This window comes from Catenulispora pinisilvae, assembly GCF_015356865.1.
In the GTDB taxonomy this organism is placed as follows: domain Bacteria; phylum Actinomycetota; class Actinomycetes; order Streptomycetales; family Catenulisporaceae; genus Catenulispora; species Catenulispora pinisilvae.
Map to the genome: position 1 here is coordinate 1 of NZ_JAAFZA010000067.1, position 15771 is coordinate 15771.

Consider the following 15771-nt stretch of genomic DNA (forward strand, 5'->3'; position numbering starts at 1 on the left):
CCCGAAAAGACCCGAACCCCAAGCGCCTCCCAGTGGGTACTTCTCCCCTCGTGACCGCGCCGGCGCAGCCGTCATGCTGTCCCCGACACCACCGGAATCGCGCGAGGAGACGCAGTGGCCGACACAGGCGCTTTCAACATCGACCTGCCGCTCTTCGGCACGGTCACGACGGATCTGGAGAGCCTGTTCGGCACGGGGAAAGACGCGCTGAGCGAGCTCGGGTCGCTGACGCTGGGCGGTGAGGCGTTCGGGGAGATCGGCTCGTTGGTGGGTTCGGTCAACGGGGAGTTGCACGACAACCTGCTCAGTTCCCTGACCTCGGGTATGGGGTTGTTCGGGACGCTGAACGGGGCGTTGCAGTGCTGCGCCAGCGACTACGCGTCGTTGGACACGATGGTCTCGGACAGCTTCGGCGCGCTGGGGATCGGCGGGTCGCTGCCCGCGACGCCGGCCGCCGGGACCAGTCCGGCGGACGTCAACAAGTGGTGGAACGGGCTCAGCGGGGATCAGCAGGCGAATCTGCTGAGCAGCGACGCCACCCAGATCGGTGCCATGGACGGTGTCCCGGCCGACGTGCGGGACGCCGCCAACCGGTCGGTGCTGTCGAACCTTCAGACCCAGACCCAGCAGCAGATCACGGATCTGAAGAACACGCCGACCTCGCCCTATGATCCCGAGGGCTACGCGGCGATGGACCAGCAGAAGCAGATCGATGCGCTGCAGGGCAAGCTCGACGGGATGAACGAGCTGCAGAAGGTGATCGGCAACGGCGGGACCGGCGCGACGCAGAAGTACCTGTTGGGCGTCGACACCAACGGCATCGGGCACGCGATCGTCGCCAGCGGGGACCCAGACACGGCCAGCAACGTGGTGACCGTGGTGCCGGGGGTGAGCACCGACCTGTCGGCCGGGCACGTGGACCAGTACACCACCGCCGCCGACACCATCGTGAACTCCGCGCACAACGCCGACCCGACGCAGTCCACCTCGGCGGTGGCCTGGATGAACTACAACGCCCCCTCGTCGGTCCCGGGCGCGCTGTTCTCCGGACCCGCGCAGGCCGGCGGGCCGGTCCTGGACAACTTCCAGCAGGGCCTGTACGCCACCCACGACCCGGGCGACCCGCTGCACACCACGGTGATCGGCCACAGCTACGGCACCACGGTGGTCGGCGAGGCCACCCAGGCGCCCGGCGGCCTGCACGCCGACGACGTGGTGCTGGCCGCGAGCCCGGGCACCAACGTGGACAACGCGGCGGCGATGAACGTGCCCGGCGGCGCCTCGCACGTGTGGGCCACCCGCGACGACAACGACCCGATCGTCTGGGCCGAGGGCTTCCACGACACCGACCCGGTGACCCCGGCCTTCGGCGCGCACGTCTTCAACGGCGGCGTGGGCCCCTCGGGACTGGTCGCCGCGCACGACTACTACTTCGACCCGTCCTCCCCAGCCATGGCGAACTTCGGGCAGATCGCCACCGGACACTACAACCAGGTGACCTCGCCGCCGCCGGTTCAGGCCGACCCGTCGTGGTCGTTCCCGATCGAGTGAGCACCTGGCGATAAGGCTTCGGGGAGAGAGGGCCTCCCCGACGAAGCGAGGTCCCGGTTCGGCTTAGGCCGTGCCGGGACCACGCTTTTGTACGCGGAGCCGCTGTTGTGCGCCAGGACACCGGCCACCGCGAACGCGATCGCGCTGGCGGCGAGGAGCCAGGCGGCGCGGTGGACGAAGCCCGACCCGCCCGCGTCGCCGGCCAGCGCGCTGAACACCGCGACACCGAGGGCGGCGCCGGTCTGGCGCACGGTGTTGCTGGCTCCGGAGGCGACGCCGGGGGCGGCCGGGAGCGTGCGGAGCGCGGCGGCGACGACCGCCGGTGTCAGGATACTGAGGCCGGTACCCCAGACCGCGAGCGACGGAAGCAGCAGGAGCAGGTCGGGCCCGTTCATGGCGGCGGCCATACCGGCGAAGCCGAGTGCGGCCGCGAACAGGCCGAGCGTGGCGACCCGCCAGGGCCCATAGCCGGTGGTGAGGCGGCCGGCGGTGGTGCCGAGCAGGGGCAGGGGGAGCATTCCGGGCAGGAGGGTGACGCCGGCTCGCAGGGGGCTGAGATGGTCGACGTCCTGGAGGACTTGGGTCATCAGGAACAGGGAGCCCAGGACGCAGAAGTTCATGAGGCCGGCGACGGAACACGCCGCGGCCAACGGTCGGCGGGCTGCGGGCTCGACGCGCAGGAGGGGGCGCGCTGCTCGGCGTTCCAGGGAGCGGAAGGCCACGGCGGCGGCGATGGTCACCGCGAGCATGATCGCGCTCAGGGCCGGCTCATCGCGCACCTGGACCACGGCGGTCACAGCGCACGCCAGCATCACCACGAGGGCAGCCGCTCCCAACCAGGGCACCTCGCGCGCCGCCGAAGGACTCACCGCGGAAGGCTCGCTCGCCCCGGGTCCGAAAGCAGATGCCCGCGCCGCGCCCAAGCCCAAGCCCGAAGGCGAAGGCGAAGGCGAAGGCGAAGGCGAAGGCGAAGGCGAAGGCGAAGGCGAAGGCGAAGGCGAAGGCGAATCAGCCATCGAGCTCTGCGCCGCACCGCCCCTCGCAGTTCGCGCCACTCCCACTGGCGCCCGCACCACCGCCACCAGCGCAGCCACGATCACCGGCACGTTGACCCAGAACACCGCGCGCCACTGGCCCGTCTCCACCAACAGCCCGCCCAGCAACGGCCCGGCCGGCAGCGCCGCTCCGCCGACCGCCGCCCACAACCCGACCGCCCGCGCCCGCGCCGTCTCGCTCGGCGCGCTGTCCGCCAGCAGCGCCAGCGTCCCCGGCAGCATCAGCGCCGCACAGACCCCCTGCGCCGCACGCCCCGCGACCAGGAACCCCAGCCCCGGGGCCACCGCGCACACCACCGACGCCGCGCCGAAGCCCGCGAAGCCTGCGAGCACCACCGGCCGGTGGCCGAGCAGGTCGCCGATGGCGCCGCAGGCCAGCAGCAGTGCGGCCAGGGGCACCGTGTAGGCATCGACCACCCATGCCAGGCCCGAGGCGCCGGCATGTAGACCGGCGCCGATCTGCGGGAGCGCCGTGTTCACGATGGTGACGTCCAGCAACACCAGGAAGTACCCGCCGCACAGGCCCAAGGTCAGCGCCCGGCTCACGCGTTCTGGTCCCATGCCCCGATCTCCCATGCCTCGATCCTCGGCCCGGGACACTTCAGCGGGCGTCGAAGCGATTCCTGCGTACGATCGAGATATGGCTCAGGCCGCCGGCGGAGATCCCCAGATCGCGCAGGTCGCGACGGCGTTCGCGGACCCGCGGCGGGTCCGGGTGCTCATGGCCCTCGCCGACGGACGTGCGCTCCCGGCGGGGCGGCTGGCCGAGGAGGCGGGGGTCGCGGCCTCGACGGTGAGCAACCATCTGGCGATCCTGCTCGGCCACGGGCTGGTGACCGCGCAGCAGCAGGGGCGGTACCGCTACTACCGGCTGGCGAACGGCGACGTCGAAGGCGTGCTGGAAGCGCTGGCCCGACTCGCGCCCCGGACGCCGGTGACCTCGCTGCGCGCCCACACCCGCGCCGCGGCCCTGCGCGCGGCCCGCACCTGCTACCGCCATCTGGCCGGTGAACTCGGCGTGAAGCTTTTCGGCGGGATGCTGGAGCGCGGGTGGGTCGTCGGCGGCGACGGCGCCCATCGTGGCGAGGACCCGGTCGATCGGCTGTCGGCGCCGGGCCGCAAGGACCTGTACCGGCTCACGGATGCCGGTGACGAAGCCCTCGCCGAGTGGGGCGTGGACCGCTCGCTGCTCCGCAACGACGTGTCACTACGTTACTGCGTCGACTGGACCGAGCAGGCGCATCACCTCGCCGGGCCGCTCGGCACCGCGGTCACCGACCGGCTCTTCGAACTCGGCTGCATCGCCCGCGGCACCGTCCCGCGCAGCGTCGTCCTCACCCCGCGCGGCAAGGACAGGCTGGCCTGGTTGCACCCGTGACGTCCTGATCCGGCGGGTTTGCGTCTCAGTCCACGGACACCGGCGGCACCGGAATGCCTCGGAATCGCAGAATGTTGTTTCCGTCACGAAACACCCTGATGCGAAGCTGGCGGCTGTTCCATCGACTCTGTCCCCATACACAGTCATCCGACCGATACCTCCGCGCCCCGCCGGCGGCTAGCGTCACCATCCGTGAACCTCGATAGGAAGGTTTATAAAGGCATGCCTGGGACTTATCCGGCTTTGGAGACCCGTCTGGCGCTCGTCTCGACCTACACGCCGCGCCGCTGCGGCATCGCGACGTTCTCCCAGGATCTGACCACCGCGCTGGCCGAGGCCGCACCCGACCTGGCCGTCGAGATCTGCGCCCTGGACCGGGACGGCCTGGACTACCCCGCCGAGGTGTCCACCGTCATCGGCCAGGACTCCTACCCCGACTACCGCCGGGCCGCGGCGCGGCTGGCCGACTCCGGCGTCGAGGTGGTCGTCATCGAGCACGAATACGGGATTTTCGGCGGCGCCGACGGGGCCTGGATAACCGGGTTCGCCACCGAACTGACCCGGCGCGGCGTGCCGTATCTGGTGACGTTGCACACAGTCTTGTCCGAGCCGAGCTGGACCCAGGCCGGAACGCTGCACCGGCTGTGCCGGGACGCCGCCGCGGTCACCGTCTTCACCGAGATGGCGCGCACGCTGGCCATCCGCACCGGCATCGCGCCCCCGGACCGGATCGTCCACCTGCCGCACGGCGCGCCGGCCCCGGTGGCCGACAACGACACCACCGGCGAGATCAGCCCGGAGGTCCGGCGAACCCTGGCCGCACTGGCCGGCCGGCGGCTGCTGTCCACCTTCGGACTGATCTCCCCCGGCAAGGGCCTGGAGACGGCGATCGAAGCCCTGGGCCGGATCGCCGAGGAGCACCCGGACGCCGCGTATCTGATCGCTGGATCGACGCACCCTGAGATCGTCCGGCAGAGCGGCGAGGACTACCGCGACAGCCTGATGCTGGCCGCCAAGCAGGCCGGTGTCGCCGACCGGGTGGCCTTCCTGGACAGCTTCCTGACCGAGACCGAGATCGCCGCGATCCTGACGCAGACCGAGATCTTCCTGACGCCGTACCGCTCCCGCGAGCAGATCTCCTCCGGGGCGCTGACTTTCGCCATCGCCGCCGGACGGCCCGTGGTGTCCACGGCGTATCACTATGCCGAGGACATGCTCGGCGACGGTGCCGGTATCACCGTCCCGCCGGAGGACGCCGAGGCCTTCGCCGGGGCGCTGAACGCGCTGCTCGGCGATGACGCCCGACTGGCCGGGGCCCGGCAGGCGGCGCGCAGGCGCGGGGCCGGGCTGCGCTGGGACGCCGTGGCGCAGCGGTTCGCCGAGATCGTCCGGGCCTGTGCCGCCCAGCGCCGGCGCTCCCCGGTCCCGGCTTCGGCTACCGCTACAGCTACAGACGCGGTGCAGCTTCCGCGCCTGCAACTCAAGCAGCTGAACCGGCTCACCGACTCCGGCGGGATCATGCAGTTCGGCCAGGGCGCGCGGCCGGACCCGGCATCCGGGCACTGCGTCGATGACGTGGCGCGGCTGGCGATCGTGGCGGCCGGGCTGTGCGCGGAGCAGCCGCAGGCGTTGCGCGGTGCGGCTCCGCACACCTGGCTGGAAACCAGCCTGGAATTCCTGCGGGAGGCTTACGATCCGACCGCTCGGGCGGCCCGGAACATGCGCGCCGTCGACGGCCGCTGGCTGGACGAGCCGCATTCCGGGGACCACGTCGGGCGGCTGATCTGGGCGCTCGGGGAGGTCGCCTCGGCACCGGCGGTACCGGACAAGTTCCGGGAGCTGGCCACCGACCAGCTCATGGACGTGCTGCCTGCCGTGCGGAACCTGACCGACCTGCGGAGCACGGCTTACGCGCTGCTCGGGCTGGTGCAGATTCCGGAACCGACGCCGGAGTTCCGCACTTGCCTGGAGCGACTCGACACGGCCTGGCAGAACGCGACCACCGAGGAATGGCCCTGGTTCGAGGACCAGCTCTCCTACGACAACGCGCGCCTGGCGCAGGCCCTGGTCGCCGGCGGTGCCCGGATCGGGGACGCGGCGCTGGTCGGCCGGGGGCTGAAAGCGCTGGACTGGTATCTGGGGCAGGTAGGACTCGGCCCGGTGGACTCCTCACAAGACCGTTTGCGGCTCGTCGGGAATCTGTGGCGGCGCAAGGGATCTCCGCGTCCCGACTACGAGGGCGATGAGCAGCCACTGGACGCCGCGGCGGTGGTCGAGGCGTGCGCCCAGGCGTGGCGCGTGACGGCGGACGACCGGTACGCCAGCGGCGCGCGACGTTCTTTCGCGTGGTTCCTGGGAAACAACCGGCTTGGACTGCCGTTGTACGACGCCGGTTCCGGCGGGTGCCGGGACGGGTCGCGGTTCGCGGACGTGAACCCGAACCAGGGGGCGGAGTCGACGCTGGCCTATTACCAGGCGCGCCTGGGACTGACTCGGGCGGGGTTGGTGCAATGATGGACAACGCCTCTCCAGAAAACAGGGGGAAACGGCTTTGCCGACCAAAGACGACGCCATGCGGGATTTGTTCCGCCGTGACCCGGCCAACCCGATCCTCACCGCGGAGGACTGGCCCTATCGTGTGAACACGGTGTTCAACCCCGGTGCGGCGATACACAATGCCGAGACCGTTCTGCTGTGCCGGGTCGAGGACCCGCGCGGGATCTCCCATCTGACGGTCGCGCGCTCGCCCGACGGCGTGCACGGCTGGCGGGTGGAGGCCAAACCGCTGCTCGCCGAGGACCCGGGCGACCACACCTCGATGTGGGGCGTGGAGGACTGCCGCGTCACGTGGGTCGAGGAGCTGGAGCGGTACGTGATCGCGTACACGGCTTACGGCCCGTCAGGACCCTGCGTCGCGCTGGCCACCACCGAGGACTTCGAGTCGGTGGAGAAGCTGGGCGCGGTCATGCCGCCCGACGACAAGGACGCGGCGCTGCTGCCGCGCCGCGTCAACGGCGAATTCGTCCTCTACCACCGCCCGGTCAGCTCCCGCTACGGCAACCGCGGCAACATCTGGCTGTCCCGCTCGGCCGACCTCACGCACTGGAGCGCGCCGGAGCCGGTGATGGCCAGCCGCGAGGGGCCGTGGTGGGACGCCGCGCGCATCGGCCTGGGGCCGGCCCCGATCCAGACCGAGCACGGCTGGCTGGGCATCTACCACGGGGTGAAACAGATGCCGGCCGGCCCGATCTACCGCGCCGGACTGGTGCTGTTCGACCTGGACAATCCCGCGCGGGTCCTGCGCCGCTCCCCGGCTTGGGTGATGGGGCCCGCAGCTGACTACGAGACGCGGGGCGACGTGCCGAACGTCGTGTTCCCGACCGGAATGGTGCACGACCCGCAGACCGACGAGCTGCGGCTCTATTACGGGGCCGGGGATTCGGTCGTCGCGCTGGCGACCGCGAATCTCAGTGAATTGATGGAATTCCTCTGGCAGAACAGCTGATGAGGTGAGACCGGCCGCTGCCTCACGAAGGATGTGGGGCGGCGGCTGAGTCTTTTTCCACTTGGGCTCAGTGGTCGTCCCAGTGCCCGCCGTGGGCGGCGTGCCGGTGGCCGTCGTGCAGGTAGTCCACGTGGTCCTCGTGCGGGACGCCGACGTGGCCGCAGTCCGGGCCGTGCTCGTGCGTGTGGTTCAGGTGCTGGATGTGGCTCGCGGTCTCGCACTCGTCGGTGTGGCCCTGGTGCACCCGGTGCAGGTGGCCGTCGTGGGCGTAGTCGACGTGGTCTTCATGCGGCACGGCGACGTGGCCGCAGCCCTCGCCGTGGACGTGGGTGTGGTCGGCGAGCGGATGGTGTTCCATCAAGGTGGCCATGCGGGGGTCCCTTCGCGGTGCCGGGGATGCCTTGGCATCATTATATAGCGAATTGTGCATATATCGAAGGTATGGTTTATTCAGCCCGCATCGGGCCGCGCTCAGTCCGTCTCGTCAATCTGGAACCCGACCTTCAGCCCGACCTGGTAGTGCGCGATCTCGCCGTCCTTCAGGTGGCCGCGGATCTGCGTGACCTCGAACCAGTCCAGCTTGTGCAGGGTCGCGCCGGCCCGCTTGATGCCGTTGCGGATCGCGGCGTCGACGCTGTCGTGCGAGGTGCCGACGATCTCGGTGACGCGGTACGTGTGCTCGCTCATGGCTGCTCTCCCGGTTTTCCCGCGGTCCGGTGTCCCCCGGTCCAGGCTCGGCCAGGTATCGGCGCCACGCATCCGGTGAGCGGTCCGAACGGGTGAGACGCGGCCGGGAACCGCGGCCGGGCGACGATCTCCTTATTCTTGAAGATCTCCTTATTCTTGACGATCTCTTTATGACAGTGCGGGTAATTCTGCCGGTGTGCCCGGCCCGCAGACCGGGTTAGTGTCCCGTGTCCAGTACCGCTCCAACCTGCCCGAACGATCGTTCCGGGCGGGCCGGGCCGGATACCCGATATCTGCAAGGAGAACGTCGGTGGGCATTTTGGGCAAGTTGAAGAGCATCGTGGACTTCGGCTTCAAAGTGCTGCCCGACGCCCCGCCGCTGACCGAGCGGCAGGAGCGCGGGCTGGCGCTCGGTGCCGTCTACGCCGCCGGCGACTACCTGCCGATCAATGCCCTGACCACGGCGGGCGACCCGCACACCGCGGCCAAGATCCTGGACCAGTCCTGGGACGTGAACGACGCGCAGTCGGCCCGCAACACCTACCGCTACCTGCTGGACGGCGGCCACCGCGACCTCTACACCTGTGTGCGCGGCTATCTGAACGCCGGCTGGGACCTGAGCCGCGCCGACGAGCGGGCCCGGATCGAGCAGGCGACGCGGGAGATCCCGGCGCTCGCGATGCAGCGCGGCCAGCGGCCGGACGTGGCGCTGAACTACTTCCAGTCGGGGTGGCAGTACCGGGCCTCGATGCAGTGGTACTACCCGCGCCGGATCATCGAGAGCATCGCCGCCTGGGACGCCGCCCGGGTGGTGCACGTGAGCCGGTTCATCGTGGACGCCGGGTTCCTGGACCCGGCCGAGGCGTGGGCGGCGATCGACGCGGCCGTGCAGATGGCGCGGCCGCAGTACCCGTCGTGGGCGGAGTTCCAGCTCGGGTTCCTGGCCGGCCGGGTGTTCTGGGCGGCCAACGCCGGGTTCGACGGACAGGAGATCGACGCCGACTACCGCCGCTACACCAGCGCCGGGAAGTCGTTGCTGAGCAAACCGGACAGCCCCTGGCTGCGCCTGGCCTGGTAGCGCGGGCCCCAAAATCGCTGGCCCGGGCGCTGTTCCCCCGGTGCGCTTCCCGGCGCCCGGGCCAGCTCACTACCTTGCACGTCCCGCTCAGGTACGGACCACCCGGACTCCGGCGTCCGTGAACTCCCCCGCGGTCTCCTCGTCCAGTCCGGTGTCGGTGATGAACAGATCGAGGTCAGCCAGAGCGCCGAAGCCCGCCATGCAGTCGTTGCCGACCTTGCTGTGGTCGGCGAGCAGCACGGTACGCCGGGCGGCGCCGATCATCGCGCGCTTGACCGCGGCCTCGGTGAGGTCGGGGGTGGTCAGGCCGCGCGCCACCGAGACCCCGTTGGTGGCGATGAACGCGACGTCCGCACACAGCTGGGACAACGGGTGCAGGGCCCAGTCGTCGACCGCGGCCATGGTGCGGCCCCGGATCCGGCCGCCGAGCATCAGGACCGTGAGATTGGACCGGGTGGCCAGCTGGGCCGCGAAGGCCGGCGCGTTGACCACGACGGTCAGTTCCCGGTCCACCGGCAGGATCTCGATCAGCCGCCCGGTCGTGGTCCCGGCGTCGATGATGACGGAGCCCTCGGCCGGGAGCTCCGCCAGCGCCGCCTTCGCGATCCGTTCCTTCTCCCCGGTCATCACCGCGTCCCGGGCGGCCACCCCGGGCTCGAATCCCAGTCGTTCGACCGGGATCGCGCCGCCGTGCACCCGCCGCACCACCCCGGCGCGTTCCAGCACGGTCAGGTCGCGCCGGATGGTCTCGGTGGTGACCGCCAGCTCCGCGGCCAGCCGCACCACGTCGACCCGGCCGGCGGCCCGTGCCTTCGCCAGGATCGCCTGCTGGCGCTCTTCCGCGTACATAGCCGCATTGTAAGAGGGTGCGGTGAACCGGAGATGTTCGTCAGCGCACGCAGGACATGGCGGCGGAGTCGCTCAGCGCCATCGCCCCGCCGCCCCGCGAGAGCCGCCGGAAGAAGCCGAGGATCCCGGTGACGCCGTAGGCCCAGGAGGCGCTGTACTCCCCCGGGTCGTCGCGCACGAACACCGGGTGCTCAGCCGGTCCCGCGCTGCGCACGAGCAGCTGGGCCACGACGGCGCGAGCCGCCTGCCAGTACCGCTCGTCGCCTTCCCGCCCGGCGACGTCGATCAGCATGTTGCCGATCCCGGCCAGCCCACAGCACTGTGTCGGCTTGTCCATGCGCGGGATGAGGGCGGCGCAGGCGTCGGCGGCGCGGCGGGCGGCGGCGCCGTATACGGGCTCGTTCAGCCGCTCCGCGGCGGTCAGCAGGCTGGTCGCGATCCCGGCCAGGCCCTGGCACCAGGACGCGGCCAGCGGCGCGGTGGTGGGCCGGGACGACCAGGCGACGAGCCGGTCGGTGCGGCGCACGAGTTCGCGGGCCCGCTCGTCGGCGCCGGTCAGCATGGTGTCCTCGCCGAGCCGGTCGCCGATGACGGCGAGCGCGTCGACGGTTCCGGCCAGGCCGTGGCCCCGGGCCGCCGACGGTTCGACGCCGGTCGACTCGCCGAGCAGGCCGGGCTGGGATTCGGGGTCGGGCATGGCGTTGGCCAGCACGTGTTCGGCGCACAGCCGGGCGATGTCCAGGTGTGCGGGGCGGCCGTCGAGGTCGTGCAGCATCAGGTGTCCCAGGCCGATGCCGGACGCGCCGCTGATCAGGTCGGAGTATTCGGGTTTCCAGTCCTGGCCGGGGGTCTGGACGCCGAGGGTTTCGACGGCGCCCAGGACGGCGTCCGGCACGGCCTCGGCCGCGAGCCGTTGCGCGGCGCTGAGCTGGAAGACGTCCAGGCCGGTGCGTCCGGTCCACAGTCCCGGGCCCAGCCGGACGACGTCGGCGCCCCGGCGGCTGAACGGGACCAGCTGCGCGACGAGTGCCGGGACGCCGGGCTCTTCCAGGTGTTCCAGCAGTTCCAGTCCGATGCCGGCGCCGCCCCGATAGACGCAGCCGTCCACGCCGGCCTGTTCGGTGCGCGGAACCTCTGTCAGGACCCTGCGAGTCTGCCGGGTGAGGTCGTCCAGCAGGTTCGCGGCGATCTGCTCGATCAGGTCGTCGGTGACCGGCGCGGATTTCGGCAGCGCGGTGCGGGTCCGGCGGACCGGGGAGAAGTCGCCGGCGGCCATCCGCCGGGCGGCCTTGTGCACCCGCACGTCGTCCGTGCCGAGCAGATCGCATATCAGCCCCATGACACCGCCGGGGGCGTTGCCGCAGCGCGCCCGGATCATCCGTAACGCGATGCGCCGCGGCTCGTCCAGGTCCTGGCTCAGCACCACCGCGGGCAACGCCGACCAGGCGTAGCAAAGCGTGGTGCCCAGGGCCATCAGGTCATCGCCGGTCGTCGGTTCCTGGTGTTGGAACTGCCGGGCCGAGGAGTAGCCGGAGGTGCCGCCCGGCAGATACAGGCCGTTGTGCCCGGCCAGCCCCAGATCGATCAGCTGCGCGGCGCCGTCCGGGGCGATGACGACGTTGCGCGGGTTGAGGTCGCGGATCAGGACCCCGCGCTCGTGGACGGCCAAGATCACCGTGGCCAACTGCTGGGCCAGGCGTTCCAGCGTGCGGCCGCAGACCGCGCCCGCGGAGTCGGCGGTGGCGTAGCGGCCGTGTCGGACCACGTCGTCGGCGAGGTTGTACCGGCCCACGTCCCGGGTCACCAGGAACTCATCGGTGCCGGCCCGGAAGTGGTCCACGTACCCCGCCACGCCCGGCACGCCGTCCAACACGGCCAGCACCCGGCGCTCGTTGCGCACCCGCAGCCGGGTGTCCACGCCGTCCTCGCCCTCGTCCACCAGGGCCCGCGACTGCTTGACGATGACCCGGGCGCCGTCGCGCACGTCCACCGCGCGCATCACGTCGCCGCGGCCGGCGTGCACGATGCCGCCGTCGATCTCGTAGTGGTCGCCGAGCCGGGTCGGGGCGTTCGGCGGGCGCTCCCAGTCACGCGCGCCCGGGGCGCCGGTGAACGGGTCCACGGCCCAGGTCGGCTGCCGGTAGCGCAGGGTCGCCAGCGCCGGGAACTCCTCGCCGTCCGGGCCGGTCAGCGTCATCACCAGCTTGCCCTGGGCGTCGGCGCCCCAGCGCTTGTCGATCGGTCCGTAGCGGTAGTAGACCGGGGCGTCGGCGGCCACGCGGCGATCGCTGAGCACGCGCGGCGCCGCCCGGCCGCGTAAGAGACGCGCGAGCATCAGCCCCACGTCCCGCACGCGTTCCTGCTCGGGGTAGACGGTGAACGCCTTGCCGATCGAGGCCGGAACGGTGGTGCCGTCGTTGAGCCGGGCCAGGTCCCCGGTGGACCGGGCGACCTTGAAGGCGCAGCCCTCGGCCAGCAGCGCCGGCACGATCACGTCCGCGGTCTCGGCCAGCGCGCCGGTGCGGCTGGAGACGTGGAGCTTCCAGCCCTGTTCCACGACGTGCGCGCCCGGCGGCCGCACACCCAGCCACGTGGTGCCCGTCTTGAGCCCGATCTCGACGCCGGCCCGGGCGGCGTGCGTCCGGATCAGCCGCTCCACATCTTCAGGCGACAGCCCGCCGTTCATTCGAACGTCCCTCTTTCGTGGTGCTGTAATGCCGTGTCGCCGTGTAACAAGCAGTCAGCCAACAAGCAGTCAGCCCTGACCCGGTCCGCCCCCAGCGCGCCGTCGGTCGGGGACTACCAGGGGAAGCTCGTGGCGAAGAACCAGTGGCTCACCTGGTCACCGCAGCAGTGCAGGCACTGGCTGTGGTCCAGCGCGGCGTCGGCGATCCCGCTGAAGGCGGTGTCCACGTCGAGTTCGTCGGCATCGGTCTCGCGTGGCTCCAACTCGAGCAGTTCGTTCATCTTCGCACTCCTAGGGAAGGCATCCGATGCTCGGACTCTGCCCTGTCTAACCGCCCTCGGGGCGGGCGTCAATGGGTGATCGACTCTCCGTGTGAAAGGGCTCGGCGGACCTGACGGCGCCGCGCGTTCTCCTCCGCCACCAGCATCAGGACCATGACAACCGTCAGGCCGAGAAGTTGGACCGCCGCCGAGGCGCGGGCCAGCGGAATCGTGGCGAGCACGGCCACCGCGCCGAGGGCCCGGAAGAACATGGGAGAAATCCGCAGGCTCAACCGGAAACAAAGATCACCGGCCAGGAACACCGCGACGCCGGCGGCCAGCACCACCGCCGCGGGCGTCGGCAGCGCGGCGCCGAGGTGCCCGATCGCCTTTTTCAGCCCGGCAGCAAGGAACGCGATGCCCAGCAGCATCGGGATGAAGCTGTAGTAGTAGGCGCGCATCCCCAGCCGGAAGCGCTGGATGCCGGTGACGTTCCCGAGCGCGTGTTCGGCGGCGGACTCGTCGTGCCCGAAGTAGGTCCACCACAGCGTCGCGGTCAGCGCCAGGGCCAGCGCGATCCCGGCGGCCAGCGGCCAGTCCAGGCGGGTGCCGTTGGCGCCGGCGCCGATCGCCACCACCGACTCGCCGAAGGCGATGATGAGCAGCAGGCCGTGCCGCTCGACGAAGTGTGCGGGGTCCAGTTCGCCGACGTGCTCGGTCACCAGCTCCCGGCCCTCGCCGTAGTCGCCGCTGACCCGCCCGGAGATGATCGGCGCGAACTGCTGGAGCAGTACGGCGGCCAACCAGAGCAGATCGGTGGCGGTCGCGCCCCGCACGGCGCCCGCGGCGGTGACGCAGCCGGCGGCGGCCAGGTTCGGCAGGGCGAAGCTGAGCACGTATTTACGGTGGATCAGCGCGTACAGGGCGCTGTGGACGGCGGTCACCAGGATGTAGGCCAGGCCGAAGGCGACGCCGTCCACGGTGAAGACCTTCGGGATCGCCAGCGCGCACAACAGGAACCCGAACATGCCGACCACCAGGACCACCCGGCGTGCCAGGTTCTCCGGCGGCACCTGGTTGGTCAGGTACGCGTACGCGCCGTACATCCAGTACAGCACCGCGAAGATCAGCAGCGTTCGACCCGCTTGCGCGAACGACAGGTCGCCGACCAGCAACACGGTCAGCTGCGTGATGGTGAACACGAAGACCAGATCGAAGAACAGCTCCAGGGTGGTCACCCGGCGCGGTGCGCTCTGCGAGTCCGCGGTGGCCTCGTGCTCGGCGGGGGCCGGCGTCGCGGTCATGCTCTCCCCTGGTTCGGTACTCGTCTGGTTCGGTACGCGTCTGGTTCGGTACTCGCCGATGCCGGCATCACCCTAGCCGCGGACCCCGGGACTGATCATCGCCCGTCTGGCCGATCGGGGGTGTAGGCGCGACGCAGGGAACGAATAGGCCGTATCGGAAGGCCATCATCAATCTTGGAGGAATCGAAGGATGACTTTGCGCAGAACGCTCGCGCTGCTCGCCGCCCCGGCGGTGCTGGTCCTGGGCGTGGCCGGAACCGCGTCGGCAGACGGGCACGGGTACCGGCACGGGGGCACGGTGCGAGCGGACGGCACCCGCGTCACCCCGTCGGCCGCCCGCCACACGCTGCCGGCGGCCGTGTCCCCGCGGGGGAACAACAGCGCGTGGGTGGTCGGCGTCGGGCAGTGCGACATCGCCTCGAACTCCGACTGCTGGTCGTACATCGACCCGAACAACGGCACGCCGTGCCCGTCGGGTCACTTCTGCGTCTACACCAGCCCGGACGCGGGCCCGGGCGTCAAGGTGTTCTCGTTCTACCACTGCACCAACGGCGGCTCCGAGTGGGCGCTGAAGGACTGGCAGGGCACGGGTCTGGCCGACAACAACAACTCCGGCGGCGGCCACGGCTACCTGAAGGGCGTCAACCACAACGTGCTGGTGGACTTGGCGCCGGGCGGGTCCGGGGACTACGACTTCACTCCGGTCTGGTACGTCCGAGCCTGCTGATCACCCGCTGATCACCCGGTGATCGGCGAACAACAGAGCGGTCCGTCACCCCCCGTGGATGACGGACCGCTGTTTCGCGCCCGCTGGCCGCCCGCTAACCGCGCGCCAGCCGCTCGGTCAGCCGCTCCTTGGCCGCCGGCCACTCATCCTTGAGCATCGAGAAGTAGACGCTGTCCCGGAACGTCCCGTCGGGCCGCTGCCGGTGCCGCCGGAGCACGCCTTCGCGCTGCGCGCCGAGCCGGGCGATGGCGTTCTGCGACCGCTGGTTCAGGTGGTCGGTCTTCCACTGCACGCGCCCCATTCCCAGGTCCTCGAAAGCGTGGGTGAGAAGCAGGAGCTTGGCTTCGGTGTTGACCGGGCTGCGCCAGTAGGCGCTGCCGTACCAGGTCCAGCCGATCTCCAGCCGCTCGTCGACCGGGCTGATGTCCAGGAAGGTGGTCCAGCCGACGGCACGGCCGGTGGACAGCACGATGACGGCGAAGGCGACGAAGGAGTCGTCGGCGAGCAGCACGTCCAGCTTCGCGCCGAGCTCTTCCTCGGTCCGCGGGGTCGGGCCGCCCTGCCACTGCCATACCGCGTCGTCGTTGCCGCCGGCCGCGAACAGATCGGAGAGGTGGCCGCGGGTCAGGGGCTCCAGCCGGATGTGGGAGCCGGTGAGGGTGATAGGCGCGGGCGTCTTCGCTGTCATGAT

Annotated in this window: 14 protein-coding genes; 6 read left to right on the top strand and 8 right to left on the bottom strand. The window is 70.9% G+C overall.

From position 1 onward, the window contains the following. The first annotated feature begins 114 nt into the window (after positions 1-114). Entirely contained in the window at positions 115-1551 is a 1437-nt protein-coding gene (locus IZR01_RS53355) for an alpha/beta hydrolase (protein WP_194896766.1), read from the top strand. Here the strand turns inward: IZR01_RS53355 and IZR01_RS50740 are convergent. Next, the gene (locus IZR01_RS50740; protein WP_228559836.1) at positions 1515-3167 is read right to left on the bottom strand and encodes an MFS transporter; all 1653 of its coding nucleotides are present in this window, start codon (positions 3165-3167) and stop codon (positions 1515-1517) included. The two genes, IZR01_RS53355 and IZR01_RS50740, sit on opposite strands and share 37 nt — an antisense overlap. 79 nt (positions 3168-3246) lie before the next feature. Between IZR01_RS50740 and IZR01_RS19840 the strand changes: the two genes are divergently transcribed. From IZR01_RS19840 to IZR01_RS19850, 3 genes are all read left to right on the top strand, one after another. Continuing rightward, positions 3247-3984, top strand: a complete 738-nt coding sequence (locus IZR01_RS19840) for an ArsR/SmtB family transcription factor (protein WP_194924687.1) — start codon at positions 3247-3249, stop codon at positions 3982-3984. Between the two features lie 222 nt (positions 3985-4206). Further along, positions 4207-6498 carry a glycosyltransferase gene (locus tag IZR01_RS19845; RefSeq protein WP_194924688.1) on the top strand — a complete coding sequence of 764 codons (2292 nt, stop codon included), beginning with the start codon at positions 4207-4209 and terminating at the stop codon, positions 6496-6498. A 37-nt stretch (positions 6499-6535) separates the two neighbouring features. Next, a complete protein-coding gene (locus IZR01_RS19850; RefSeq protein ID WP_228555285.1) occupies positions 6536-7489 on the top strand; it encodes a glycoside hydrolase family 130 protein in 954 nt (317 codons plus the stop codon). A 67-nt stretch (positions 7490-7556) separates the two neighbouring features. Here the strand turns inward: IZR01_RS19850 and IZR01_RS19855 are convergent, their stop codons facing one another. After that, on the bottom strand, positions 7557-7859 hold the full coding sequence (locus IZR01_RS19855) for a hypothetical protein (protein WP_194924689.1): 303 nt from the start codon (positions 7857-7859) through the stop codon (positions 7557-7559). A gap of 101 nt (positions 7860-7960) precedes the next feature. Next, positions 7961-8176 carry a dodecin gene (locus IZR01_RS19860; protein ID WP_194924690.1) on the bottom strand — a complete coding sequence of 72 codons (216 nt, stop codon included), beginning with the start codon at positions 8174-8176 and terminating at the stop codon, positions 7961-7963. Positions 8177-8486: 310 nt separating this feature from the next. On the opposite strand from IZR01_RS19860, the gene IZR01_RS19865 reads away from it, so the two are divergent. After that, entirely contained in the window at positions 8487-9254 is a 768-nt protein-coding gene (locus tag IZR01_RS19865; protein WP_194924691.1) for a DUF1266 domain-containing protein, read from the top strand. A gap of 87 nt (positions 9255-9341) precedes the next feature. Here IZR01_RS19865 and IZR01_RS19870 read toward each other — a convergent pair whose 3' ends face one another. The 4 genes from IZR01_RS19870 to IZR01_RS19885 form a co-directional block, all read right to left on the bottom strand. After that, on the bottom strand, positions 9342-10103 hold the full coding sequence (locus IZR01_RS19870) for a DeoR/GlpR family DNA-binding transcription regulator (protein WP_194896759.1): 762 nt from the start codon (positions 10101-10103) through the stop codon (positions 9342-9344). Positions 10104-10143: 40 nt separating this feature from the next. Then, the gene (locus IZR01_RS19875) at positions 10144-12789 is read right to left on the bottom strand and encodes a class III lanthionine synthetase LanKC N-terminal domain-containing protein (protein ID WP_194924692.1); all 2646 of its coding nucleotides are present in this window, start codon (positions 12787-12789) and stop codon (positions 10144-10146) included. A gap of 113 nt (positions 12790-12902) precedes the next feature. Further along, positions 12903-13070, bottom strand: a complete 168-nt coding sequence (locus IZR01_RS19880) for a hypothetical protein (RefSeq protein WP_194896757.1) — start codon at positions 13068-13070, stop codon at positions 12903-12905. A gap of 68 nt (positions 13071-13138) precedes the next feature. Next, positions 13139-14353 carry a low temperature requirement protein A gene (locus IZR01_RS19885; RefSeq protein ID WP_194924693.1) on the bottom strand — a complete coding sequence of 405 codons (1215 nt, stop codon included), beginning with the start codon at positions 14351-14353 and terminating at the stop codon, positions 13139-13141. 190 nt (positions 14354-14543) lie between these two features. Here IZR01_RS19885 and IZR01_RS19890 point away from each other — a divergent pair, with 190 nt between their 5' ends. After that, positions 14544-15080, top strand: a complete 537-nt coding sequence (locus IZR01_RS19890; protein WP_194896755.1) for a hypothetical protein — start codon at positions 14544-14546, stop codon at positions 15078-15080. A gap of 94 nt (positions 15081-15174) precedes the next feature. On the opposite strand, the gene IZR01_RS19895 is transcribed toward IZR01_RS19890, so the two are convergent. After that, positions 15175-15768, bottom strand: coding sequence for a GNAT family N-acetyltransferase (locus tag IZR01_RS19895; protein ID WP_194896754.1), 594 nt, complete (start codon positions 15766-15768; stop codon positions 15175-15177). Positions 15769-15771: the final 3 nt, after the last annotated feature.